This is a genomic window from Nodosilinea sp. AN01ver1 (genome assembly GCF_050565655.1).
Lineage (GTDB): Bacteria > Cyanobacteriota > Cyanobacteriia > Phormidesmidales > Phormidesmidaceae > Nodosilinea.
Genome location: NZ_JBNXVS010000017.1, coordinates 87179 through 112383, shown reverse-complemented (window position 1 = coordinate 112383; position 25205 = coordinate 87179). Strand labels below are relative to the sequence as shown.

Sequence of the window (25205 nt, the reverse complement as noted above, 5' to 3'; positions counted from 1 at the left end):
CCCCACCTCACCTGCCCCCCTCACTCCATCCCCCTCACCTGCCGCATCACCTGCCTCATGCTCCCTCACCGCCAACCCCGACACTCTCCTCGCCGAAACCTCTAACTACCGCATCGACACGATCCGGGTGCCTACTCACAACCTCGATCTGCTGATGAACGACAGCGGTGAGCTAACGGTAGCCAAAACCCGCATCGCTCACCGTTTGACAGAGATCGACGCTATCACCAACCTGTGGGAAGAATGGAGCCGCGATCTGCTGGTCAATCGCTTTCTATTCCACGAGGCGCAGCAGGGCAAACCCGTGTGGCCACAGCTCGAAAGCTTCCACCATCGCGCCGAGCAGCGGCTAGAACAGCTAGGCACCCTGGCCGCTCGGTTCAGCAGCACCCTTCACGCCGACACCGATCGCCTAGAGCGAATCACAGGCCGCCTCGAGGAGAGCATTCGCACCCTGCGCTTGCTGCCGCTGTCGACCATTTTTAATCTATTTCCCCGACTGGTGCGCGATTTAGCTCGCCAGGAGGGCAAACAGGTAGAGTTCGTCATTGAGGGCGGTGACACCCGCGCCGACAAGCGCATTCTCGAAGACATGAAAGACCCCCTGCTGCACATGATTCTCAATGCCATTGACCACGGCGTTGAACCCCCTGAGGAGCGGCGGCGACAGGGTAAGCCTGAGGTTGCCACCATTACCCTGCGCGGCGCTCGAACCGCCACGAGCATTGTGCTGGAAGTTAGCGACGACGGGCGAGGGCTCGACCTCGATTCGATCAAACAAACCGCCGTGCGGCGAGGGCTATACCGCCCTGAGGAACTAGAGCTACTGTCGCCTAGTCAAATTCGATCGCTGATTCTTAAACCCGGCTTCTCAACTCGCACCAGGGTGACCGAGATCTCGGGTCGTGGCGTGGGGCTAGACGTGCTGCGCACCAATGTTGAGCGGCTGAAAGGCACCATTGAGGTAGAGTCTACGCCGGGGCAGGGCTGTACCCTCCGCGTGCGGCTCGGCACCACTCTGGCGACCGTCCATGTGCTGCTGGTGGCCGCGAGCGGCCAAACCTTCGCGCTACCCGTAGAATTTGTGCGCACCACCTGTCTGGTACAAACCAGCGATATTTTTAGCCTCGAAGGCCACAGCACCATTGTCTACGAAGACAACCCCATCTCGGTCGTGTGGCTGTCTGACCTGCTAGATTTGCCTAAACCAGCAGAGAGCTTGGGCAAAAGCGCTCCTGAAGCTCATTCCCGTCGGGCGCGACAGCGGCTTTCCTGCATTATTCTACAGATAGGTCAGGACCGGCTAGGCATTTTTGTCGATGCCCTGATCGACGAGCAAGATGTGGTGCTCAAGCCCCAGAGCCAGCTGCTCAAGCGGGTGCGATACATTTCTGGGGCCACCATTTTAGGTACTGGCAACGTGTGCCTGGTGCTCAACCCTCAAGATTTGATATCGGCAGTGCGCCACTGGGCTGGGGCTTCAGCACTGCCCCAGGAGGGTCTGACGACGGCTAGCTTACCCAGCGAGCCCCAGCCCAAGCGCATTTTACTGGTCGAAGACTCGATCGCGACCCGCACTCAGGAGAAGCGCATTCTTGAATCGGCGGGTTATGAGGTGGTTACCGCTGTAGACGGCCTGGACGGCTTTAAAAAGCTTCAGTCACGGCCCTTCGATGCCGTTGTCTCAGACGTACAAATGCCCAATCTCGACGGGCTGGGGCTAACCCAGCGCATTCGTCAGCACCGAGAATACAACGAGATGCCGGTGGTGCTGGTGACGACCTTAGCCAGCGATGACGATCGCCGCCGCGGCGCTGAGGCTGGGGCCAATGCCTACATTCCCAAGGGCAGCTTTACCCAAGATCTGCTGTTTGAAACGCTGAATCGGTTGATTCTCAGCTGAGTTGGAGCTTATATAGCAAACGTCCATCGGATTGGAACAGATCTAAAAGTCGGGGCATTGCACTGCAATGCCCCAACCAAGCGTTTCAAATAGTGAATCTCCGAAATTAAGCTCTATGGACCGTTAGTTTTCTTCTAAGGATTGCGGCAGCAGGCGACCCATAACGGCCTTGAGCCGCTCGGGTTCGCAGGGCTTGGTAAGGTAGCCAGAGGCCCCGGCCATACGGGCCTCTTGGCGGTCGGCCTCGGTGTCGCGGGAGGTGACCATAACAATGGGCAGGTTCTTAAACCGGGGCAGGCTGCGTACGGTGCGGCACAGCTCAAAGCCATCAATACCGGGCATAGAAATATCGAGCAGCAGCGCTTCAACCGCTTCTTGGTAAATAACGGAGAGGGCATCCACCGCATTGTCGGCCAAAAGCACCCGATAGCTAGTATCTAAAGCTCGTTTTATCATCTGCTGGCTAATCAAGCTGTCATCTACCGATAAAACCGTTTGCTTTGTGGCGACACAGGTAGACATAGTTAAACAACCTCTCGGGGTCAATACGGGCGCTTACTATAGTTATGCCCAAAAAGTCCACCTTTTCATAACGTACTTATACTTAATGCCCCAATATTCAGCTAGGTATCTCAACATTCCCCAGCCGCCACACCCTTTATCGTGAAAGCTTTGGTGTTATAGTGCTGACTCTGCAGAATTGGAAAGGATCGGTTGAGCATGGAGTTTGATGCGATCGCGCGATCGCTAGCGGAGGCAGGGCGCTTTTTGGCCAGCCAGGGCTGGGCACCGGCCACCAGCGGCAATTATTCAGCCCGCCTGAGCGACGGGGCGATCGCCATTACCGTGTCGGGGCGTGACAAAGGCCAGCTCACCCCAGACGACATTATGACAGTCGACCTGCAGGGCCAGCCCCTCAGCCCCGGCAAGCGGTCTTCAGCAGAGACGCTGCTGCACACCAGCCTGTATCAGACTTATCCAGAAGTGGGGGCCGTGCTGCACACCCACTCGATCAACTGCGTCAGCCTATCGCGCTGGCTGCTGGGTCGAGGCCACGACAGCCTGGTCTTGACCAACTACGAATTGCTCAAGGCTTTGCCGAGCATTACCACCCACGAGGTAGAGGTTGCCGTGCCGATTGTGGCCAACAGCCAGGATATGGTGACCCTGAGCGAGGAAGTACTGGCTCGACTCAAGGCCGTAACGGCTCCGGTGGGATATATTATCGCGGGCCACGGGCTATACAGCTGGGGGGCGACGGTGCCCCAGGCCCGGATGGCGACCGAAGCGCTAGAGGTGCTGGTTAGCTGCGCCCTTCAAGACCTGTTACTTAGCCAAAAACTTGGTTAGCCCCTTTAAACTTAGAGACATAGCCAATTCTCTAAACCACCCTCTGACCTAAAGGACAACTGATGACCCTACTCCGCATTTTTAGCGACCAGGATGGCGCGACGCTGCTGGACGAATATCGGGATGCCGAGGCGATCGCATCTACCCTGTCCCGAGTTGGCGTGCGCTTTGAGCAGTGGCAAACCCAGTCGCCCCTGCCCCAGGACGCTGAACCCGAAGCAATTCTGGATGCCTACGCTAAAGATATCGATCGCCTCAAGGCCGAGAGCGGCTATATCACCGCCGATGTCATTCGCATGCACCCGGAGCATCCGCAAAAAACCGAGCTACGGCAGAAATTTCTCGATGAGCATATCCACAAAGAAGACGAGGTGCGTTTTTTTGTCGAGGGACAGGCCGTCTTTTACCTGCACCTGAACGACAAAATTTACGCCACCCTCTGCACCGCCGGAGACCTGATTGGCGTACCCGCCAACACCCCCCACTGGTTTGACATGGGCGAGGCCCCGCAGTTTGCCGCCATTCGCCTGTTCTGCAACCCCGAGGGTTGGGTGGCCCACTTTACCGACAGCCCCATTGCCAAGGGATACCCCGACTACCATGCCTTTGCTTGATCAGCAGCCCCTGGGGGCGATCGTCCTCGATATTGAAGGCACCACCACCGACATCGCCTTCGTCAAAAACACCCTGTTTCCCTATGCCGAAGCGCGGCTAGAGGCCTTTATGGCCGATCTAACCCCAACGGCTGAGGGGCAGTCTATCTTGGCCCAGGTGCGCGCCGAGGTAGGCAACGAGGATCTGTCTATTGACGACTGCATTGCTCAGCTGCTGGCCTGGGCCAGGGCCGACCAAAAAGTGACCCCGCTCAAAGCGCTGCAGGGCATGATTTGGGATGAGGGCTACCGCACCAAGGCCTACTACAGCCACATCTATGACGATGCCGCCGCCCACATTCAGGAGTGGCATCGGCGGGGGGTGCCGCTCTATATCTATTCGTCGGGTTCGATCGCAGCCCAAAAGCTGCTGTTTGCCAACACCATTGTGGGCGACCTCACCCCCTGCTTTAGCGGCTATTTCGACACCACCACTGGCGCTAAAGTAGACCCCGATTCTTATCAAAAAATTGCCGAAGCTCTAGGACTATCTCCTCAAGAGCTGCTGTTTTTGTCGGATCATCCCGGTGAGCTGGCGGCAGCGCGACAGGCCGGTTGGCGAGTGTGCGCGGTACAGCGCCCCGGCACGCCCGATTTTGAGCCCGATTTGCAGACCATAAAGCATTTTGGAGAACTGCCGATCGCCTTTAGCGAAGCCTGATACTGAATTCCCGCTGGCTAATTCCCGGCTAGCCACCGTAAAGCCTTTGACTTAGCTGCGCCTATGCCCCTACGCAAGCCCACTGTTTAGAACCAGGGTTATGCGGTTCAATATGCTTTAACTTGCCCTGAACATAACCGAGGGCTGAGCGGAGTCGTTCGTGAAACGTCTCCCGAAGGGAGAAAGCCCGTTCCGTGAGCGGAGTCGTTTGTCCTGTGGACAGGCTTCGCCAACGCGCTAGCGTCTCCTGTAGGGAGAAAGGGAACGGCTATGGCTATTCATTGTTGGGGGTGCCGCACTAACGGCATGGATAATTGGGATAAGACCGGCTTGCAACCAGAACTCGATAGGGGCTTAGAAAACAAAACATCGCAATGTCTGAAAGGGACACTGCGATGTTTTAAGCCTGACCACTCTAAGTCAGGGTTGAGTTGACTACTCGTAGAGCCAGCCCTTGGCGGCGGGTTCCCAGCTCACCAGTTCGCTGTCGCTAAACCACAGGGCAATCTCGGCCTGGGCGGTTTCGGGCGCGTCAGAGCCGTGGATGATGTTGCGGCCCACGGTGACGCCCAGGTCGCCACGAATGGTGCCGGGTTCAGCTTCTAGGGGCTTGGTAGCGCCGATGATTTTGCGGGCGGAGGCAATCACGCCCTCGCCTTCCCACACCATGGCCACGACCGGGCCAGAGGTAATGAAATCAACCAGCCCGGCGAAGAAGGGGCGCTCGCGGTGTACGTCGTAGTGCTTTTCGGCCAGTTCGCGAGAAACGGCCATAAACTTCATGCCGACCAGGGTAAACCCCTTGGTCTCAAACCGGCCAATGATGTTGCTGATCAGGCCGCGCTGAACACCGTCGGGCTTGATCATTAAAAAAGTGCGTTCCATAGATACCTGTTCCTAATGCGGTGAAAGGGTTGGTTGCGAAAGCGTCTGTGGTTTAAAGACCTTTTCTATGCTGGGAAACGGTGGCCACTTTGTAAAGGATTTAGCCAAAGATTTATGGTTTGAGCCCTAGGGGCTGTCGTCAATCGGCCTTTGAAGGTACCAAAATTAACGGTTACAGCCTCTAGCCTGTTTTGGTTGGTCGGGCGTGGCACGGCTGATATTAAAGGGTTTTTGGCCAGAATTGACGGCACGCCCTAGGCATTAAGATCAGGCCAGTAGCGATCGCGCTCGGCATCATACCGCCAGCCGCAGCCGTCGGGGTCGCGATCGCGGCTCCAAGGCCCAAACTGGGGCTGGCTGTGGTGGTTGGTCACATCGGCAACGGTGCAGCCCAGCCGCTGGGCCAGGTCGGCGGCGGTTAGCGAGAGCGCTAGGGGCGCGACCTCAACCGCCGCTGTATTTGGCGAGCGAAAGGTATAGAGCACGTCTCCGGCGGGGGTAGGCTCAAAGTCGCCCCAAAACTCCTCGGCGCGCTGATCGAGAAACTGGCGGGCCTCGCGGCCAGTGATCTGGGCAGCGATCGCAAAGTCGAGCACGCTCAGGCGGCCCTGGTGGGCGGCAATTTGGGCATAAAACACCCGGTGCAAAGCCTTTTCTCGCGCCTGCCGCCGTCGCCAGTACCAGACGGCACCACCCACCAGCCCGCCGACCACAAGCCAGGGCAGCAAGAGCTGAATCAGCAGTACCGTGACCAGGGCGGCCCCGGCCATAATTAGGGCCAGCAGCAGGCGATATTCAAGCCCGGCACCGGAGCTGTGGAAGGGCCGCAGGGGCATACCGTCCTCAAAAGTTGATGTTGATAGAGAGCAAAGGGGGCCGCACAGTAGTGTGGCATTTGATTTTAGCCACCGGGGCAGCGTGGGGTCAGCTAAAATGCTGTCACGTCCAATTGCCCTGGACTGATCGCCGGTTCTGGTAAATAGTTCTGGCAGTCCAGTCTGTTTAGAGCAAGCCGGGGCAGAGCCGCCCTGGTGTTTCTCCCTATGCTGCCACAGCCATTCCCATGCTGACCTTTGCCACCCCCACCGACGAAACCCTGGCCGCTCAGCTGATGCAGCCCTGCCTGATTCGCGTGGTCGACAATATTCGCAAGCACACCGAGACCCTCGACTGGCGCAGCGACTACCTGGAGCAGGTGCGCTGGCCGGGAGACACCACCGCCGCCCAGCGGCAGCAGGTCCGCGATCTGGCCGCTCAGCTGGAGGGATCTTCCCCAGCAGAAGCAGATGCGATTCGTCAGCAGCTCAGCCAGCTGCCCGCCCCGGTACCCGGCTACGAACTGCGGCTCACCCAGGGTGATGACGCAGCCGAGGAGCCTCGAACCGCTACCCTCGACGTGTGGGAGCTGTGTTTTGCGGTGTGCTTTAGCGATTATCGGCCCGACCAGCCCGTCACCGTTGACCCAGCTCTGCTCGACCCCGACGGCGAAATCAACTGGCTCACCCTTGACGACAAGGCAAAGGCTCTGGTCGAGCAGGCGATTGACGGAGCCATTGGTGAGGCGAATGGTCAGACCAGGGCCACGGCGTAGGTGGGCCATACGGCACAATATAAAGACATACCCCGACGCCTAGCGCTACCGCAATGCTTGACCTGCACAGCCACACCACCTTTTCAGACGGCACGCTGACCCCCACAGAACTGGTGGCGGCGGCGATCGCCGCCGGGGTAAAGGCGCTAGCGATTACCGACCACGACACCCTCGCGGGGTGGGATGAGGCTCTCAAAGCCTCACAAGACGTGTCGGGCAGCGAGCTGGAAGTGGTGCCGGGGGTCGAGCTGAGTACGGTAGAAAACGGGCGATCGCTGCACATTTTGGGCTTTTACCCCAGCCGCGCCCTGCTAGAACCGCCCCTGAGCGAACGGATCGAAGGTCGCCGCCGCCGCGCTCAGCAAATGGCCGCAAAACTAGCTGAACTGGGCTACCCCATTGAGCTGCCCGCCATGCCGGGCAGTATGGCTCCGGGTCGCCCCCACCTGGCGACGGCGCTGGTCAAAGCTGGCCACGCGGCTACCAAGCGCGAAGCCTTTGACCGCTGGCTGGGCGATCGCGGCCCGGCCTACGTGCAGTACGAAAAATTTTCGGCGGCCGAGGGCATTCAGCTGCTGCGAGACTGTGGAGCGGTGCCGGTGTGGGCGCACCCCTGCCTGTTCAAAGGGTCAACCGTAGACGCGCTCATGCCTCAGCTCGTGGAGGCCGGGCTGATGGGCGTCGAGGTGTACCATCCCCACCACAGCCCCAGCGATGTGCGGCGGCTAGAGGACTACTGCCACCGCTACGGCCTGCTGATGACCGGCGGCAGCGACTATCACGGCCCCCCAGAGCAAAAAGCTTCGACCAAAGCCTCGGCCAAACCGTCAGGTAAGGGCGGCTCCAGCGCCAGGCAGCCGTCTAAAAAACAAACCGATACCCAGATCAGGCTCAACCACCTGCACCTTCCCCTGGCGCTGCTAGAGCCGCTGAAGCAGGCCGCCGCTGGTTTGGCAACAGGTCTGTCTCACCATGAATGACCTGACGTTCGACACCCTGGGTCGGGCGCTAGCGGGAATTTTAACCCTCGACTCCGAGGCGTTTTTGGCCCTGCGCCAGTTTCCGACCGACACGGTTGACCCCCTGGCGCTGGCGGTGGTGTTTGTGGCCGGGCTGTCGCAGGCGGTGGCCCAGAGCATTATTTTATTTGTCAACCGGGTGAAACCGCTGCGGTTTGGGCTGAGTCTGGTGCTGGCGGCGCTGCTGTTTGTGGCGGGCTATCTCTTTTGGGCGCTCAGCATTTGGCTGGCCAGCCGCTGGTTTTTGGATCAGGCTATTCCGTGGCAGGCGGTGACCGACAGCCTGGCCTTTAGCTACCTGCCGCTGGTATTTAGCTTTTTTGGGGCCATGCCCTATCTGGGGGTGCCGGTACTGCGGCTGCTGCAGGTGTGGAATCTGCTGGCGGTGGTGGTCGGCTTTGCGGTGCTGGCCAACCTCACCGCCATTCAGGCCGTGAACCACGTGGCGCTGGGCTGGGTTGTGCTGCTGGTGCTGCAGCAGACCGTGGGGCAGCCCGTTGTTAACCTGGGACGATGGCTCACCAATCGCACGGCTGGGGTCAAGCTGGTGGTCAACCGCGATCGCCTCCAGACTCTAATCGCGGCGCATTCTCTGGGGTTGGAGCCCACAGAGGTAGTGGATCAAGATCAGCTGCCGGAGGCGATCGCAGCCCCGACCATACCCGGTTCTGCTGAGGCGATCGCGGCCCAGCCGTTGTCACCCGGAGCTTTAGAGGAGCTGGCTCAGCGGCGATCGCGGCGGCTAAACCTGCTGTGGATTTATCTGGGGCTGGCTCTGCTGGCCCTGCTGGTAGCCCTGAGCCTGGAGCCCCTGCGATCGATGCTAACCCCCTGGCAGGCGCAGAGCCGGACGGCTCGCTGGCTGGCTGATTTACTCTGGATTGGCGCGATCGCTCTGGTGGTTGCCGCCATGCTGGCCCCCCTAGAAGCTCTGGGCTGGTGGGCCGGCTGGTACGGCGACGGGGTCAACACCCTCGGCCCCCAGGGGGGAGATGAACCGGGGAATGACCACGCTGCCCCCCGCCGATTCATCGTCTACCTCGACGGCATTAACCAGGCCACTGCCGACTATCAGCCCGCCGTCGCCCGCTACCTCGACGAGCTGAGCCACCGCCTACCCACCAACATTGCCCTGGTCAAAGGGCTAATTCCCTACTCGGTACTGAACCGATCGCTGACCCAGGACCGACCCCTGGCCTTCTTTTGGCGCGGCATTGAGTCGTTGACCAAGCGCCTTGGCCCCTGGGTGGGCCTGGTGATCAACCTGCGCAATATTTTGATTGTGGCGGTGTCTGCCGACCAGCGCTTTGGCCCCATTTACAACCAGGGAGTTGCCCAGCGGGTCTACGAAAGTCTGGTGCAGGCCGGGTACCCCACTGCGGGCGGCATTCCCCTGACGCTGATTGGCTACAGCGGCGGCGGGCAGATCGCCCTGGGTATTTTGCCCTTTCTGAAGCAGGCGCTGGGGGCCCCGATTGAGGTCATTTCGCTGGCGGGAGTGATCAGCGGCAGCGGGCGCGCCACCGAGGCCGAGCAAATCTATCACCTGGTGGGCACCAAAGACCCGGTCGAGCGCCTGGGGCCAGTCATGTTTCCCCGCCGCTGGAAGGCCGTGCCGCTCTCCTACTGGAACCGGGCCAAGCGCAAGGGCAAAATTACCTTTGTGAACCTGGGACCCGTGGGCCACCAGACGCCAGGGGGCGTACTCGACGACCAGGCGATTTTGCCCGATGGCCGCAGCCACCTGCAGCAAACCCTCGATCTCACCCTCGATATTCTGGTGGGCGATCTGCGCCAGCACCTGGATATTCAAAAAATTCAGGTGGTTAAGCTGGGCAACTACTACCACTTTCAGAGCGCGGCCTTTAATCACCCCAGCTACTACCCGGTACAGCAAGCCCTGCCCGCCCCCTGGTACCGTCCGGTAGGTGACTGGGTGGGGCGACTGGTGCTGCCCGAGTCCGAACAGCGCCCCCACCTCGATGGGGTGTGGCTGGAGCTGCTGCATACGCCGCCTGCCTACCGCGGCTGGCTGGGCCAGCGAGTGCCTCTGCGCTGGCAGAGTGAAACCGATCTGAAAAAAAGGTTCCAGGCTGTCACCCGCGATATTCACTTCAGCGCCGAGGCCGAAGAGTCTCACCGCCAGGGGCTAATTTTGCCTACCCGCCTCAACCACTGGCGGCTGGTTACCCCCCTCGAATCGCTGGCGGGGGCTCACCCCATCGACGACATCTTCGTCAAACTGCCGGGGCTTGTGATGGTGAACCAGAGCTCATCCCCTCATCCCCCCACCGCCTCATCTGCCTCACCCACTCGCCCACTCACCCTCACTATCGCCCACGAGCCAGTCCAAATCTCTGGCCCCTACACCGCTCTGGTGCAGTTTCTAGGCCCAGCCGACGATGCCCTGGAGCGCTACCGGGTGGTTCACTACAACCCGGCTACGCAGGCCTTTGACGGGCTGAGCGAAACGGTGCGGCTGCCCACGGTGGTGCCCGACGACAATGGGGTAGCCCCCTTTACCAATGCCGGGCTGGAGCGATCGCCCCAAAACAGCACCGGCTGGTATATCTACGGTGCCCAGTCCCACGCTGGCGACTTTGTGGTGAAAGCGCTGCGGCCTCGGCGGCTGTTTCAGCTTCAGCCCGATCGCCTGATTACCAACGCCCGCCAGGGCCGGCAGCACCTGCGCCGCGAGTCGTGGAGCGACTTAGAGCAGAAAAAAGGCACTACCGAATCAGTTCTCATTGACCCCAAAGCCCCTGCTGAAGCCGCCGCCATAACCCGGTGGCAGGAGGGTGACCAGGCGCTGCTGGTGCATGTCTACGGCGGCATTGGTGGCCAGAAGCGCGAGCCCGCCGCCCAGGGCCCCATCTACTTTGGCCACTTTGCCTACGGCATCGCCACCGTGGTGCGTGAACCCATTGCCGACGAGCTGCAGTTCGACATCCACTATCACCAGGTCTACACCCACAACCGGCGCGGGCTGGTGGCAGGCACCCTCGACTGGTCGCTGTACATGGGCGATCGCCAGTGGGGCTTTATGGGCACCCGGCCCGTGTCGGATATTTTGATCAAGCTGCCCGCCTACACGCAGCCCTTTGACTTTGGCGGCAGCCTCTGGTCGGCCCTCGATGACCTGCGCCTGGAGCTAGAGCTAATGACGGCCCGCTACCGCACGGGCGACGGCACGGGGGTCACCTACGTGGGCCCCGCCAACAACTGCGCCCAGGACTCTAACCAGGCCATGTACGCCAGCGCCATTCACATCGAAGCTGCGGTCATGGCCCACCGCGCCATTCTCAAAGCCTGGGAAGCCCAAAACCCCGACCAGGCCAGGCAGTTTCAGCAGCTCCTCACCCTGCGCCGCGCTATTCAGCAACGGCTGTTGCCCTTTGGCAGCGCCCGAGCCGACTGGGCCGACGAGCAAGAGTCGCTGGGTAGTAACCTGTCTGACTTTCCGCTTAAAACTCTGGGGCGAGGGCTGTTGAGCTGGCGCACCATGCTGCCTCGCAAAGCTAGTGACACCATAACTCAGCTCTGTCTAAGCCACGGAGCCGCCCTCTGGGTACTGCGCACCAACCAAATTGGCGGCCACGATCCTGACATTTCACCCCTGGCCCCGTTCACCCTGTAGGCTTTCATCAAAACAGGCGCAAGTCTTTCAGCCTCTACGACCGAAAAACACGTCCCTCTGGGCACAGCAGCGTAATCTACAGGATGATCGGTGGCGAGGGCGATCGCACAACGTCTCCGCAAGGAATGCCGGGCTGGTGATTTCAGCTAAGCCCCTGCTAGTAGAATCGCCTCTGTCAACTATCGACGGCTGATTTGCGGCTCGTCAACTCAATAAGGCTGTCCATTCGGTCTATCCTTGTAGGATGCCGTGTTCAGCCCAGCCGTAGCCATGCACAATTTCTTACCCGTCGCCTACTTTGAAGGCCAGTTTTGCGACTTTAGCGACGCCAAACTCTCCGTCGCCACCCACGCCCTGCACTACGGCACCGGGGCTTTTGGCGGGCTGCGGGGCATTCCCGACCCGGCAGGGGGCAACCGGGCCTTGCTGTTTCGCCTCGATCGCCACTGCCAGCGGCTCAGCACCAGCGCTCGCCTGCTCAACTATGACCTGCCCGCCGACAAAATTCAGGCGGTGATCGAAGATTTTGTGCGCAAAAACAGCCCCGACAAATCGTTTTACATTCGCCCCTTCGTCTACACCTCAGACCTGGGCATTTCGCCCCGGCTGCACAACGTTGAGAAAAACTTTTTTGTCTATGGGCTAGAGCTGGGCGACTACCTCTCACCTGAGGGCGTCACCTGCCGCTTTAGCTCCTGGTATCGCCAGGAAGACCGCAGCCTGCCCCTGCGCGGCAAGATTAGCGGGGCGTACATTACCTCGTCGCTGGCTAAAACTGAGGCCGTCGAGTCGGGCTTTGACGAGTCAATTTTGATGAATTCCCAGGGCAAGGTCAGCGAAGCCTCCGGCATGAACGTGTTCATCGTGCGCAACGGCAAGTTGATTACCCCCGGCTACGAGCAGGACATTCTCGAAGGCATTACCCGCGACAGCATTCTTACCGTGGCCCGCGATCTGGGTATTGAGGTGGTCGAGCGCCCGGTCGACAAGTCGGAGCTGCTGATTGCCGACGAGGTGTTCTTGAGCGGTACGGCGGCCAAAATTACGCCCGTGCGCCGGGTCGAGTCCTACAATTTGCCTACCCACCGACCCATCACCGATCGCCTGCGCGACCAGCTCACCGCCATTACCGAAGGGCGAGTCGAGGCGTACAAAGACTGGGTGTTTGCGATCGATTTGGTCTAGCTCAGACGGACTGAAGCAGTTTGCGAAAGGTTACTTTGTCGTAGCCTGTGGCGTAGAAGTCGCGAATGCGTCCTTCTTGCTCGTAGCCGCACTTGCGGTAGAACTGGCGGGTGCGCTCAAATTCGGGTGTTCCAGCGGTTTCGACTATCAACATGCGCCCGCCGCGATCGATCAGGGTTTTCTCAACGTGGTGCAGCAGGGCCTTGCCGCGCCCCTGCCCCTGGCGATCGGGGTGAATGGCGATCAGCTGCAGGTTCCAGGTCTGGTCGGTCATGCGCTCGGGTTCGCAGTAGGCGACGCCCACGGGGCCGCGATCGTCATCGGTGAGCCAGAAAGCCTGGCTGGCTTTACCGGTATCAAAGGCGCTGGCCAGCATAATGTTCAACTCCTTCAGCTCGGTTGGGCCAAATAGGCCAGTTGCCTCGGCTAGGGCCGTCAGGCCGTCGATGTCAGCCGCGATCGCTGGTCGAATCATGCTTAAAACTCAGGATTGAACAAGGGAAAGTACCGCTAAGATGCTGTGGCAGCCTCACAGGGCAGCCGCATCTTAAGACACACTACAAGATGCTACATTGACCAGCTTAAAATTCCCTGAGTCTTGACACTATGGCCTTGCAAGCGAATAAGTCCATAGGCATGGGTAGAGTCCTTAGCGATCAGCGTGATGGGCTAAGAGCGAGCTTTTGAGTCTAAAGCGCCTACATTAAATTTTTGAACAGCAGCGCTAGATGCCCCTGAACTTTTTCAAGGCGAGGACGGTTTTGCCAGTCGGCGTAGGAGAGACAGTAGCTGTTGGCCACGGTGTCGAGAAAGAACTGCTCGATTTTTTCAGCTAGCTCAGGATAGATACCTGAGATGTTGAGCTCATCGTTATGGAAGTAGCTGCGGGGGTCGAAGTTGGCGCTGCCGGTGCTGACCCAGTCATCGTCAACCAGCACAAACTTGGCGTGGAGCATACTGGGCTGGTGTTCACAAATTTTGATGCCTGCCCGCAGCAGGGGGCCATACAGCCCACGGCTGGCCAGATGCACGATACGTTTGTCGGTGGCGCTACCCATAGTGAGCACCCGCACATCGACGCCTTTCTCGCGGGCGGAGATCAGGGCTCGGACCGTGTTGCCGTCGGGCACAAAGTAGGGGCTGCCAATCCACAACCGCCGCCGGGCCGACAGCATGGCCAGCTGCATTAATAGCCGAATCGACGACTCACCCAGGCTGGAGGTGTCATCGGTAATAAACAGCGGCACGCTGCCCTCGCGCTGCACTCGATGAATGCCTTTGGCTAAGTCAAGCTCGCCGCCAGCGTACACCCAGTTCTGCAAAAACTTGCCCTGCAGCAGGCTGACCACCTCGCCCTCGTAGGCGAGTTCAAAGTCGGCCCAGGGGGCGGTGTCGTGGTCAAACGCGACGCCATCCCAGAAGTCGGAGATGCCAGCACCGCCAATCAGCACCTTTTTCCCATCGATAATCAACTGCTTGCGGTGCGATCGCGAGTTGTAGTCTAGCGGCGCACGCCAGCTGGGCTGCCGAAAAAACTGGACTTCAACGCCGATATTTCTCAGGCGTCGCCAGTACTTGGCGGGCATATCGCTGGTGCCCTGGTGGTCGAGCAGCAGCTGCACCTGAATTCCGGCCAGGGCGCGATCGGTAATGGCCTCGGCAAAGGCGTCGGCCCGGCGACCGGGCGTCATAAAGTAGGTTTCGTACTGAATCAGGTGATCGGCGCTCTGAATGGCGGCGAGGCGAGCCGCGTAGATATCGTCAACGTTGTGCCAAAATCCGATCAGCCGACCCGTGGTATCGGCAGAGTCGGCTAGCCCTTCCATACTGAGGGCAAAGCGTGGGTCGTCGGTACTGGGTACGTTGGCGATCGCGTAATCGGCCTCTGCCCGAAAAATACCGCGTAGATAGCCGTAGCCCACCAGGGCCAGCACGGCGATGACCAGCACACCGCCCAGCCACCACAGCCAGACGGGCGGAGGCTCTCCATCAGAATCGGACTCGGTTTGCGAAATGGGCATGGGCCGTGAAACCTATGGCAGGTCAACTGAAGCGCGGTAACGCTCAGCATAGTCACTGGTGACTCGCGAGGACTCTACCGTTAGAGACAAAAACCCCTGGCGCTCAGAGGCACTACGCCGCCGATCGCGATGACGGCAGCACCCGGCTCAGCAGGATATAGAGCACCAGCGCCGAGACAATGCCGTTGATGGGCACGATGCCCCAGCCCGCCTGGCCAGTAAAGTAAGCGATCGCAGAGGCGACCACGTAGGCAATTACCCCCGCCCAGTTAAACGCAGGCTGACGTTCCTCCAGCGTTGGAAACTGACTTCGACGGTTGACCCAGTAGTCGGCCATGATAATGCCGCCGATGGGCGGAATGAACGTGCCCAGCAAAATCAGGTACTGCACCAGCCCTTCGTAAATGCCGCCCCAGGCCATGAACAGCGCGATCGTCGCCCCGCCCAGCACAAACAACGTGCGACGGCTAGAGCGAAACATGTTTGAACCGGCGATCGAAAAGGCGTAGATGGTGTTGTCCTGGGTGGTCCACATGTTCAAAAAGAACAGGATCAGACCGCCCACCAGCAGCCCCTGCTGGGCCATCACCTGCACGATATCGGGTTCGCCGTAGACCTTGGCGCAAAACGCGCCTGAGAAAATCAAAAAGCCGTTGCCCAAAAAGAAGGCAATCAGCGTGGCGATAAAGCCCGCTCGACCGTTTTTGGCAAACCGGCTCCAGTTGGTGGCCTGGGTGCCCCCCGAAACAAAGGTACCGACAATGATCGTAATCGCCGCGCTCAGGGGCAGCGGATCGGCGATCGCCGCCGCCTGCAATCCCGCAAAGCCGCCCACATCGCGCGTGGCCACCGACAGACTCAGCCCCATCAGCAGCACCATAGCGGGCACCGCCAACCGGCTTAGCCAGTCCATAGCGGTGTAGCCAAAGTAGGCCGTCGAGCAAAAGGCGTAGGTAAAAAACAGAATAATCAGCCAGTTCCACGACTCCGGCACCCCGGCCAGGGTGTTGAGCAGCTGAGCCATCAGCGCCGAACCCCAGGCGTACCAGCCAATCTGCGTAAAGCCCAGAATAAAATCGACCCAGCGCGAGCCCACATTGCCAAAGCTAAAGCGCGCCATTAGCACGGTTGTGAGCCCGGTTTCGCCCGCAATGTAGCCCAGCAGGGCGGCGTACAGCCCCAAAATCAGGTTGCCGACCACAATCAGCGCCACCAGGTTGGGCCAAAACTGAAAAGAGGGACCCACTAACCCACCGGCAAACAGGGTGCCCGAGTAGAGCGTAAACCCCACCAAAATGGGGGCCAATGACAGAAGCGATCGCCGGGCCCCTAACGGCACCGCACTGAGGGGATAATCTTCGCTAACGCTGCCCTGGTTGCCCAGAGACGGTTCAGAGATGGTAGACATAGGGTATTAAAAAGCGCTTTGGCCCGCATTGTAAGGATAGGCCAAAGCGCAAAAAGTATTTCATTAAACATTCCCCTGGGTGGAAGTCAGCGGTGGCCGTAAAGTGCCCAACCCAGAATGTGGTTGACGGTTAGCGGCAAGTTGGGAAAGGTGGGCGATCGCAATAGGTCAGGTAGTTTTCAAAGGTCAGGTGTTGGGTTAGTCGCCGTCATCGTCGAAACCTCGCCCAAAGAATCGGTGAACCGCCCCCCTTGGTCTAGCCCGAAGGTGGCAGCTGGTCCTGGCTGCCGCCCTGCCCGGCCAGGCGATTTTTCATCGCCTCAAGTTCGTTGTCTACCGTGGTTGAGCCTCCCTCCAGGGCGGCAAACTGGCGCTCCAGGGGGTCGCCGCTGAGTTCTTCGAGGGCTTCAGAGTTGGCCTCTAGCTCCATCACTCGCTGCTCCATGCGCTCAAAAGCAGCGATCGAGCCGCCGGTACCCGTCTGCCCCAGCATTTCCTGAATCCGCTGGGAGGCTTCGGCGGAGCGAGCGCGGGCAATGTAGAGATCCTTTCTGGTGCGGGCGTCAGAAATTTTGGCCTCCAGCCGCCGCATGTTGTCTTTCAGGCCGCTGACCACATCGCGCTGCTGGTCGAGCTGAGCATCCATGGCCTGAGCCGACTGCAGATAGGTTTGCCGCCGGGTAAGCGCCTGACGAGCCAGTTCTTCTTCCCCCTTTTGAATTGCTAGCTCAGCCCGGTTATACCACTCCTGAGCCGTCGATTTGGCCTGGGCACTCTGGCGCTCGGTGCGTTTTTGGGTGGCGATCGCCTGGGCCACCGCCTGCCTGAGCTGAATCAGGTTGGCCTGCATATCGACCATTGCCTGCTCCAGCACTTTTTCTGGATCTTCGGCCTGGCTGACAGCGCTTGTGAGATTAGACCGCAGCAATCGCCATATCCGATCAAACAGCCCCATCGATCGTTCTCCAGCGAGGGTAACCTGCTTCAGCATAACAGTCGGTTTCAAGTCGCTGTAGGCCTACGATGCATCGTAGGCCTACAGCGACTTGTGTCTTTATGGCGAGATCACCTGGGCCGGAATCCCCTGGCTTTCTAGCTGCTGCTGCAGATTGCGGGCCGATGATTCTTGGGAAAATGCGCCCATTTGAATGCGGGTGCCGCCGGAGAAATCGCGCACGTAGGCATCGCCTACTGCCCCCCGCGCCGACTCTAGGGAGCTAGCGCCGTTGTAGTCGGTAACTACGTAATAGTTGGGTGCGGACTGGGGTGGTGCCTGGGTAATGGGGGCTGGAGGGGCCACGGCGGGCGGAGCCGCAGGTGGGGCGCTCGGAGCGCGATTGCGGGACAGCGGCTGCGGGGGCTGGGCATTGGCGGCCGGAGGGGCTACACGTACCGCTGGGGGTGGAGTCGCCGGGGCCGTCGGGGCAGGACGAGAGGGGGCCGGGGCAGAGCGAACGGCGCTAGGCTGAGTGGTAGCCGCAGGGCGAGGAGCCGCCACAATGTTGGCTCGCACTACAGCAGAGTTAGATCGGCCCCCAGCGGGGGTCAATACGCCGGGTCGAGGGGCAGAGGGCACTGCTCCGGCGGCGCGAAGGTCGGAGACTGCCCCCTCAGGGCCAACGCCTTCAGCACCAGACTCAGCGCCAGGGGTTTCGCCAAGCTGGGTTTGCACTGGCACGTTCTGCACGGGAGTTGGTGAGTTGGCCGAGGGCAAGGTGCTGATATCGTCTAGGTCAATGGAGCTAAATTCTTGTTCTGACAGGTCGGGGCCAAGGGGCTTAAAGCCGGACTCGCCCTGGCTGGCCGAGTTCGACTGGGCATCGCTGGCGGTACCATCGGCGGGAGCGCCCTTGAGTCGGCGGGCAATCGGGTTGTCGCTCAGGTGGCTGATGGCCTCCGGTGAGGTGACCAAATAGCCAAAGCTGGCGCTACCGACCAGCAGCAGCAGCAGGGCCCCCATTCCCAGCGGAGACGTCAGCTGACGAATGAGAGAGGGAGGATTTTCATCCCCGCCCTTGCCCGCTGGAGGGCGGCTGGGGTGGCTGCCTAGCAGAGCTTCGGTACTCTCTAGATACTCCTCGGGGGAGGGGCGATAGGTCGTCAGGGTACCGCCGTGGCTGAGCCGCACCTGATTAACGGTAGTTTTGGGCGGGTAGGCCTGGGTGCTGGGCACCGACGCCTGCCCGAGCAGCTCTTGCAGGCGAGCGTTGGGCGGTGGCGGTGGCGGAGTCGCCGGAGCAGCGGCAGCCGTTTTAAGGGCGATTAAATCGATCGGTTTGCGGTTGGGGCGCAGCTGCAGTCGGGCTGGCGCTGGAATTGCCCCCTGGCCAGAGCGATTTTGGCGATAGCGGTGCAGTTCGTCATCCAGGTTGAGGGCGAGGCTCTCGATCGCCCGCTGCAGGCGCAAGGTCGACTCACCTGTGGGGGCAAAACTCTCAGGCCTGGTGGATAGACCGGAGGGCAATGGCGTCATAGTCATCATCTCCTGGATGCGGCAATGATTAATACTACTGATTTCTCAAAAGTTGGCAACTAAAAACAGCGAAACGCACTCAACAAAATCGCCTGTGTGTAAAGCGATAGGACGACTGCCCCCGACCCTGCCGCGATCGCGGTGATTCTGCCCCTGAGATCGGGCTTTCTAGAGCTATTGGGTGCAGTGAAAAATATGGGTAATCTGACGGGTTTGCTGGGGGCTGGCGCATACTGCACGGGGCTGCTCTGGGTCAGTCTTTGGGTGCGTCACCTGGGGCTGGGCCTCTGGGCTGGGGTCGGGATAGCTGGTATTGGGGCGCTGGGGGCTGCCGCCCTGGCCGCGCTGGTGTTGCCGCCGCGCTGGTATAAGGGACCAACGGCGGCTCAGTGGGGGGTAGCGGGGGCGATCGCCCTGTTGGCCGCCCTCAACTACGGCCTGCGCTACCCTACCCCTGGTGTCCTTGACATCAGCCATCTGCTCACCCAGGGGGATGCTGCCGGAGCGCAGCAAATCGTCTGGGGCGAGGTGCAAACGCTGCCCCGCCTGACTCGTAATGGTCGAGGGCAGTTTTGGCTCGCCACCGACCAGGTGCGCCGGTTAGATGCCGAGAATAATCCCCTGGGAATCCCCAGTCTGGTGCGGGGCAAGCTCTACGTCACCGTGCCGCTGGAGCAAAGTGAGGGCCTGTTTCCGGGGCAGCGGGTGCAGATGCAGGGCAAGCTCTACGAACCGGCCCTGCCTAAAAATCCCAATGCGTTTAATTTTCGGCAGTATTTAGCCAGCCAGCGCTGCTTTGCGGGCTTTGCAGGCGATCGCATTCTGCCTGAGCAGGGACAGTTGCCGCCCCGGTTGGCGCTGTGGCGACTGCGGCAGCGCATTGCCCATGCCCAAGCTGAACGGTTGGGCAGCCCGGTCGGGCCTTTGGTCAGCGCCATGGCCCTGGGCCGTCAGGCGGTGAATGTGCCCTACGACATTCAAGATATGTTTATGCAGGCCGGTATGGCCCACACGCTAGCGGCCAGCGGGTTTCAGGTGTCGCTGATCTTGGGGGTGGTGCTGGCGATGGTGGGCCATCGGGCGATCGCATCCCGCCTGCCCTACCCGATCACAACCAAGGTGATTGCCGGGGGAACCGCGCTGGTGGGGTTTGTGCTATTGACCGGCGTACAGCCTAGCGTCATGCGGGCTGCGGTCATGGGCGCCGCCGTGCTGGTGGGTATTGCCCTGGAGCGCAGCATTAAACCCTTGGGCTGTCTGCTGTTGGCGGTTACCCTGCTGCTGCTGCTCAACCCGATGTGGATTGACGACATCGGCTTTCGTCTCAGCGTATTGGCCACCCTGGGGCTGATGGTGGCGGTGCAGCCGATCGCCGAAAAGCTGGAGTGGCTGCCGACCACCCTGGCGGCGGTGGCTGCCGTACCCCTGGCCGCCTACCTGTGGACGATTCCCCTGGCGCTCTATTACTTCAATACCCTCACTACCTACAGCATCTTGTTAAATATCGTAACCACGCCCCTGGTGATGGTGATCAGTCTGGGCGGCATGGCCAGCGGGCTGACGGCGGCGGTGTGGCCCTGGCTGGGTGGCCTACTCGCCTGGCCCCTGTGGCTGCCCACCCAGATTCTGATTGCGCTGGTGCGGTGGGAGGTGGGATTGCCGGGCAGCGCGCTGGCAACTGGCCATATTTCGCTGGTGCAGATGGTTGGCCTCTACGGGCTTTTCTGGATTTGGGGGTGGGGCGCGGTGCGGCGGCGAGGGCTGGTTGCCCTGCTGATTGTGGGGCTAGCCCTGGGGCCGCTGCTCTACCGAGGGGCAACACTGGCTCAGGTGACGGTGTTGGCGGCGGGCCACGACGCGGTGATGGTGGTGCAGGACGGGCGATCGCCCTTGGTCATCAATAGCGGCACCGACGATACCGCTTTCTATACCGTGGTGCCCTTTCTGCGGCAGGCGGGCATCAATCAGCTCAGCGGGGCCATTCACGGCGACGACAGCGACGGTGACAACTGGCGCACCATCGCTGAGAAAGCTCCCATTCGTCAGTTTTATGGGGCCAGCACAGCTTTGGCAGCTGTGCCTTTGGGGAGTCAGTTCCAATCGCTGACTCCCGCCCAAACCCAGAGCATTGGGCGGCAGCGGATACAGTACTTGCAGGAAGGAGCGCGGGGACTGCGGCTAGATTTGATGAATCGCCAAAGCTGGCTGCTCTTGCCCCAGCTATCCCCAGAGCAGCAGGTGCCCTGGATTCAGGCTCACCCAGGTCTGCAAAGCGAGGTGCTGTGGTGGCACGGCGAAGCGCTGAGCGAGGCGGCGATCGCGGCGTTGGCCCCCACGGTAGCGATCGCCTCTGGCCCTACTATCGATCCTGAAACCGAAGCCCGGCTCCAGCAGCAGGGAATTGAGGTATTCTGCACTGAGCGCGACGGAGCCATCACCTGGACCCGCCGCCGGGGCTACCGGGCCTATTTGGCCGCACGACAGCGCCCGGCAGCGGGGCTTGACTAGGCCTACTGCACCAGCCCCTACTGCACCAACAAGTTGAGCTGGTAGTTAATGCGCCCGGTGCCGCCGGTCTGCTGCTGCACCACCGTATTGGGGCCGTTGAAGGCGATCGCCACCGAAGCCGAGGCGGGCGAGTAGCTGCCCACAATGGTGACGCGAGTGATCGACTCGCTCAGGTAGGGGCTGATGTCGACAAATTCTGAACTGGTGCCCAGGGGCACGCGGGTGTGGTCATCGATTTCGATATAGCCTTGAAGAGAGGCCCCGCCCGGCACGCTCACCGACAGCAGATGGGGTTCATCCAGATTGGCGCGATCGAGGGTGATGGTGTTGGTTTGGCGCTGGTACGAATCCATAACATCCTTGGCGCTGGCCTTAGACAAGATGGCGCTAAGGGACTGGTAGTTGCCCCCAAAGGGTTGGTTGCCGTTGGCTGAGGAAGGCCCTACCACGGCAGTAACCGCCACCAAAATCAAGAGAGCGACCCCAAGGGTCGACGGATGTTTCATCACATTGACATCTCCAGGAAAAGGGGAAGGCCGCACTAGGGCTAGCCATAGCAGCGGTTGCTCGGCCAGGTTAGCACGGCCAAAACTAGGGCATACCGCCATGCCGGTCAAAGACTGATAACCTGATTGAGCCAGGCTACAGGACACCGTCATGGGCGAGTAGGTTCCCTTCCCACAGAGACGCTACCGCCGCAGGCGCTCGGCGGGGTTGTAGACATCGACCTGCACATTGACAGGAACCGCGACAGTAGGCCCAGAAGAACCGGAGGCCCGCTCAGAGCCGCGCAGCTGATGGCGGCTTTGGCGCGTCTGGCGCACTTCGCCAGTGCCCCCCACCTGAATTTGGCGGTTGGTGCTGACGCTGGTGTTCCCTACGCAGGCGTCTTCGGCGTCAATGGCGACATCGTTGACCTGCTCAGCGGGCTTGCTGCCACCGTGAATTGCCGCCTGGATCGACACATCGGCAACCACACATTGGGCCGAAACCCCTGGGGCAAACGACCCTAGAGCCCCAGCACAGAGGAGCCCCAGAAGGTACTGAGGTTTAATCATAGTTACGGCACGATATAGAGGGTTTGAACAGGGTTGGAGCTACTGGCACACCCGCGTGGTACTGCGGTTTTCGCTGTAGACCACATTGCCACCTGGGGTAGACCGGGTGGCGTGGGAACTGTGCGATCGCGCGATGCAGCCTGGAGTAAAGCTGGCTCGGGGCAAGGGTCGGGTTAAGTCGGCCTGGGGGGCGATCGCCGGACGCTGTAGATCTAGGGGTTGGTCGGCCAGGGTGCGAATGTAGACCTGGCCACCGTTACCCACCTGGAGCTGCACCCGGTCGGTATTGATCGATACCGAGCTGGCGATCGCGGCGGGGGTGAGGGTGGCCAGGGCGATCGCCCCCACTAGCCCCACCTTCAGGGTTGAAATCATCATAGTTGTCTCCTTGCAATGGCAAGAGGGGTGAGGGTGGGGCCGCCACCCAGCCCAGCGCTAGGCTCAGCGACGGCCCCTCAAGACTTACTTGCGGATGTCGATACGAGCACCGCCACGGCCATGGCCCCGACCGCGGTGGTCGGGACGGCTTTCGCGAATGATGTTGACCTGGCTGCTCTCCTGGTAAGCGGCGTTGTCATCACCCACTACGGTGCCGGTTTGGTAGACATCCTGCACAATACCCGTGCTTTCTACCTGACGGCCCGCGCGACCACGGGTTTCAACGCGGTTAAACTGCTCGCTGCGCTGCACCGTCGCGTTGCCATCCCCCTGAATGTAAATGTCTTGGGTGCCCTGCTGTACCACAGCGGTATCGGCGCTGGCGGGCATGGCGACAAAACCCAGAGCAGCAAAACCCAGTAGACCCAGAGTAGAGATGTGCTTCAGCATTGAAACGTCCTCAACTATATTAAGTGTGCAAATGAGTGAACTTGTGAATCAACAGTTAAGAGCTGACTCAAGAAGCAATTTTCGTGCTTGCTAAGCAGCATCTATTCTCATCGATTCACAATCCCTAAGACCCGTAGAATTACGGAAAGGTTCCGGAAAATAAAAAATAAATTTTTGAAAATTGATGGCAATAAAAAATTCCCGAAGGCGCAAAAACCTTCAGGAATTAAAAGCAATTCCGCCAAGAAATCTATTGCTAAAACAATCGCTAATTCGTCCAAAACTTTGCTCAGACGAAGCTAAAGAAAGCGATTGAAATAATGACAGAATGAATTTGATGCCAATTTTGATGCCAACATGCCCAGCGCTGGCAAAGCCAGCGCCGTTAGCGAAGACGGGAATTAATCGTCATCGCGATCGCGGTCATGTCCCCGTCGCTGGCCTCGATTGCCCCGCTTGTCGTCATCATTGTCATCGTCGCTGTGGCGAGCGCTATTACCCCGCCCCGGCGACTGCCGCTGCTGGTTAATCTGGTTTGTCTCCTGGTAGACGCTATTGCCGTTGCCGTCAATGGTGGCGCTCTGGGAACTGTCTTGTACCGTGCCCTGTACCGTACCTCGGCGATCGTTATTTCCCAAGCCTCGTCCCAGGCCAGGATGGCTGATATTAACTTGGTTAATAACCTGAATCACTTGATTATTGCTGCCATCAATAGTTGCAGACTGTGTGCCAGTTTGCTGAGTGGCAGTGTTGGCAAAAACAGGTAGCGCCAGCGTGCTAATAGCCGCTGCTCCTAATAGACTAAACGCTCCATGTCGCTGTTTCATTGTGGTGTAATCCATAGGCAAATGAGTCACTTTAATAGACCCCTACTGATGCCGTTAAGGTTCCAAATGCTACGTGAAGCTTAGGTGAAGCCAATTATTTCTACTGTAAAATTACTGAATTGTCGAGAGAGCGGTTGTGCGTACATTCCACTTTTATGCGCGGTCTTTGTATAAACATGACCTAGCAAGCCTTTAAAACAGGGGAAATGTTTCAACAGGATCCAAGATCAGAGGTTTGCTGCAAGTCTCTCAAAGGTTTGCTATCGGTCTCAGCGAAACCGCTTCGCCAGCTGAGCCATTGGCTGAAATAAAGCAGCCGGTATCATCAAAGCCACTAGCGACGAGAACTGAAAACTGCCGCGAGTAATGCAGGCTATCAGCGCGCGTCGATGGCGACGAATTTCTGCCGCCTGGTTGCTCCACTTGCTGCCCAGCAGCAGCAGTTCGTGCGCCCGATATTCCAACCCGTTTTGGCGATAGACCTCAAAATGCTTTTGGGCCACGCGATACCACGACATGGGGGTAACCTTGCGGCTGTTGCTGCCCAGATATTTGCGCCAGATGTAAATCACCGCTGGGGTGCCGTAGTAGCCGCAGGGCAAGGCCATCGCCCGTACCCAAAATTCCAGATCGTGCAGGTCTTCGGCACCCAGTTCGGGGTCGCTGTGGCCCACCGTCTCCCACAGCGACTTGCGCAGCGGTGCGGTGCCAATTAGCGTCCAGTTGGTGCTGAGCGAAAACCGCCTGGCCCGCAGCAGCGAATTGAGCGAAATCGGCGCTGCTTTAACCACGCGGGTATCGCCAGGGTGGCGCTGGCACAGGTAGCTGCCGTAGATAAACCCGGCATCGGGATGAGCTGTAAACGCTTGCTGAATATGGCTCAGGGCATCGGGGGGCAGCAGGTCATCGGCATCGAGGGGCACCAAAATTTCGCTTTGGGCGGCGGCGAACCCGGCGTTGCGGGCCACCGAAGGGCCGCCGTTGACGGCTTGCCACACCAGGGCAATGTCAGGCTCGGCCTCTAATTGGCGGCAGATCTGGTTGGTGTGCTCATCGGGGGAGGCATCGTTGACAATGACGATCTCCTGGGGCGGTTGGGTCTGCTGGCGCACGCTCTCCACCGCCTCTAGCAGCAGGTCGCCTTCGCGGTAGCAGGTGATGACAACGCTTAGGGTGGGTAAATTAGCCATTGATCGCC

The 25205-nt window shown here is 59.9% G+C and carries 23 protein-coding genes; 9 read left to right on the top strand and 14 right to left on the bottom strand.

Annotated features, from left to right (window positions below; genetic code table 11):
- Positions 1 to 1903 (top strand): hybrid sensor histidine kinase/response regulator (locus ACQ4N7_RS14915; protein ID WP_430712291.1); only part of this gene is annotated, 1903 nt, incomplete at its 5' end.
- Between the two features lie 123 nt (positions 1904 to 2026).
- Here ACQ4N7_RS14915 and ACQ4N7_RS14910 read toward each other — a convergent pair.
- Positions 2027 to 2425 (bottom strand): response regulator, encoded by a 399-nt coding sequence (locus ACQ4N7_RS14910; RefSeq protein ID WP_430712290.1) that lies wholly within the window; start codon positions 2423 to 2425, stop codon positions 2027 to 2029.
- Between the two features lie 198 nt (positions 2426 to 2623).
- Between ACQ4N7_RS14910 and ACQ4N7_RS14905 the strand changes: the two genes are divergently transcribed.
- The 3 genes from ACQ4N7_RS14905 to mtnC all read left to right on the top strand — a co-directional run bounded on the left by ACQ4N7_RS14905 (position 2624) and on the right by mtnC (position 4567).
- Entirely contained in the window at positions 2624 to 3253 is a 630-nt protein-coding gene (locus tag ACQ4N7_RS14905; protein ID WP_430712297.1) for a methylthioribulose 1-phosphate dehydratase, read from the top strand.
- Positions 3254 to 3315: 62 nt separating this feature from the next.
- Complete coding sequence (locus ACQ4N7_RS14900) at positions 3316 to 3867, top strand: 1,2-dihydroxy-3-keto-5-methylthiopentene dioxygenase (protein WP_430712289.1); 552 nt, start codon at positions 3316 to 3318, stop codon at positions 3865 to 3867.
- Positions 3854 to 4567, top strand: a complete 714-nt coding sequence (mtnC, locus tag ACQ4N7_RS14895) for an acireductone synthase (RefSeq protein WP_430712288.1) — start codon at positions 3854 to 3856, stop codon at positions 4565 to 4567. Before ACQ4N7_RS14900 ends, mtnC begins: the two co-directional genes overlap by 14 nt.
- 435 nt (positions 4568 to 5002) lie before the next feature.
- Here mtnC and ndk read toward each other — a convergent pair whose 3' ends face one another.
- On the bottom strand, positions 5003 to 5452 hold the full coding sequence (gene ndk / locus ACQ4N7_RS14890) for a nucleoside-diphosphate kinase (RefSeq protein WP_106872266.1): 450 nt from the start codon (positions 5450 to 5452) through the stop codon (positions 5003 to 5005).
- 254 nt (positions 5453 to 5706) lie between these two features.
- Positions 5707 to 6288, bottom strand: a complete 582-nt coding sequence (locus tag ACQ4N7_RS14885; protein WP_430712287.1) for a hypothetical protein — start codon at positions 6286 to 6288, stop codon at positions 5707 to 5709.
- A 227-nt stretch (positions 6289 to 6515) separates the two neighbouring features.
- On the opposite strand from ACQ4N7_RS14885, the gene ACQ4N7_RS14880 reads away from it, so the two are divergent.
- The 4 genes from ACQ4N7_RS14880 (at position 6516) to ACQ4N7_RS14865 (ending at position 12884) form a co-directional block, all read left to right on the top strand.
- Positions 6516 to 7043 (top strand): hypothetical protein, encoded by a 528-nt coding sequence (locus tag ACQ4N7_RS14880; RefSeq protein ID WP_430712286.1) that lies wholly within the window; start codon positions 6516 to 6518, stop codon positions 7041 to 7043.
- A 53-nt stretch (positions 7044 to 7096) separates the two neighbouring features.
- The gene (locus tag ACQ4N7_RS14875; RefSeq protein WP_430712285.1) at positions 7097 to 8023 is read left to right on the top strand and encodes a PHP domain-containing protein; all 927 of its coding nucleotides are present in this window, start codon (positions 7097 to 7099) and stop codon (positions 8021 to 8023) included.
- Complete coding sequence (locus ACQ4N7_RS14870) at positions 8016 to 11699, top strand: Yip1 family protein (RefSeq protein ID WP_430712284.1); 3684 nt, start codon at positions 8016 to 8018, stop codon at positions 11697 to 11699. The genes ACQ4N7_RS14875 and ACQ4N7_RS14870 overlap by 8 nt, the downstream gene beginning before the upstream one ends.
- Before the next feature lie 270 nt (positions 11700 to 11969).
- Positions 11970 to 12884 carry a branched-chain amino acid transaminase gene (locus tag ACQ4N7_RS14865; RefSeq protein ID WP_430712283.1) on the top strand — a complete coding sequence of 305 codons (915 nt, stop codon included), beginning with the start codon at positions 11970 to 11972 and terminating at the stop codon, positions 12882 to 12884.
- A gap of 1 nt (position 12885) precedes the next feature.
- Here the strand turns inward: ACQ4N7_RS14865 and ACQ4N7_RS14860 are convergent, their stop codons facing one another.
- The 5 genes from ACQ4N7_RS14860 to ACQ4N7_RS14840 all read right to left on the bottom strand — a co-directional run bounded on the left by ACQ4N7_RS14860 (position 12886) and on the right by ACQ4N7_RS14840 (position 18786).
- Positions 12886 to 13359 (bottom strand): N-acetyltransferase family protein, encoded by a 474-nt coding sequence (locus ACQ4N7_RS14860; protein WP_430712282.1) that lies wholly within the window; start codon positions 13357 to 13359, stop codon positions 12886 to 12888.
- A gap of 223 nt (positions 13360 to 13582) precedes the next feature.
- Positions 13583 to 14905 (bottom strand): phospholipase D-like domain-containing protein, encoded by a 1323-nt coding sequence (locus tag ACQ4N7_RS14855; RefSeq protein WP_430712281.1) that lies wholly within the window; start codon positions 14903 to 14905, stop codon positions 13583 to 13585.
- A 112-nt stretch (positions 14906 to 15017) separates the two neighbouring features.
- On the bottom strand, positions 15018 to 16313 hold the full coding sequence (gene codB / locus ACQ4N7_RS14850; RefSeq protein WP_430712280.1) for a cytosine permease: 1296 nt from the start codon (positions 16311 to 16313) through the stop codon (positions 15018 to 15020).
- Positions 16314 to 16569: 256 nt separating this feature from the next.
- The gene (locus ACQ4N7_RS14845) at positions 16570 to 17268 is read right to left on the bottom strand and encodes a PspA/IM30 family protein (RefSeq protein ID WP_430712296.1); all 699 of its coding nucleotides are present in this window, start codon (positions 17266 to 17268) and stop codon (positions 16570 to 16572) included.
- Positions 17269 to 17367: 99 nt separating this feature from the next.
- Entirely contained in the window at positions 17368 to 18786 is a 1419-nt protein-coding gene (locus ACQ4N7_RS14840; protein WP_430712279.1) for an SPOR domain-containing protein, read from the bottom strand.
- A gap of 195 nt (positions 18787 to 18981) precedes the next feature.
- Here ACQ4N7_RS14840 and ACQ4N7_RS14835 point away from each other — a divergent pair, with 195 nt between their 5' ends.
- Positions 18982 to 21294: a ComEC/Rec2 family competence protein gene (locus tag ACQ4N7_RS14835; RefSeq protein WP_430712278.1), complete on the top strand. Its 2313-nt coding sequence runs from the start codon at positions 18982 to 18984 to the stop codon at positions 21292 to 21294.
- A 17-nt stretch (positions 21295 to 21311) separates the two neighbouring features.
- Here ACQ4N7_RS14835 and ACQ4N7_RS14830 read toward each other — a convergent pair whose 3' ends face one another.
- The 6 genes from ACQ4N7_RS14830 to ACQ4N7_RS14805 form a co-directional block, all read right to left on the bottom strand.
- Positions 21312 to 21953, bottom strand: a complete 642-nt coding sequence (locus ACQ4N7_RS14830) for a hypothetical protein (RefSeq protein ID WP_430712277.1) — start codon at positions 21951 to 21953, stop codon at positions 21312 to 21314.
- Between the two features lie 30 nt (positions 21954 to 21983).
- Complete coding sequence (locus ACQ4N7_RS14825; RefSeq protein ID WP_430712276.1) at positions 21984 to 22352, bottom strand: hypothetical protein; 369 nt, start codon at positions 22350 to 22352, stop codon at positions 21984 to 21986.
- 39 nt (positions 22353 to 22391) lie between these two features.
- Positions 22392 to 22730, bottom strand: a complete 339-nt coding sequence (locus ACQ4N7_RS14820) for a hypothetical protein (RefSeq protein WP_430712275.1) — start codon at positions 22728 to 22730, stop codon at positions 22392 to 22394.
- A gap of 84 nt (positions 22731 to 22814) precedes the next feature.
- On the bottom strand, positions 22815 to 23180 hold the full coding sequence (locus ACQ4N7_RS14815) for a hypothetical protein (protein ID WP_430712274.1): 366 nt from the start codon (positions 23178 to 23180) through the stop codon (positions 22815 to 22817).
- 401 nt (positions 23181 to 23581) lie between these two features.
- A complete protein-coding gene (locus tag ACQ4N7_RS14810; RefSeq protein WP_430712273.1) occupies positions 23582 to 24007 on the bottom strand; it encodes a hypothetical protein in 426 nt (141 codons plus the stop codon).
- Positions 24008 to 24276: 269 nt separating this feature from the next.
- Complete coding sequence (locus tag ACQ4N7_RS14805; protein ID WP_430712272.1) at positions 24277 to 25197, bottom strand: glycosyltransferase family 2 protein; 921 nt, start codon at positions 25195 to 25197, stop codon at positions 24277 to 24279.
- Between the last annotated feature and the right edge of the window lie 8 nt (positions 25198 to 25205).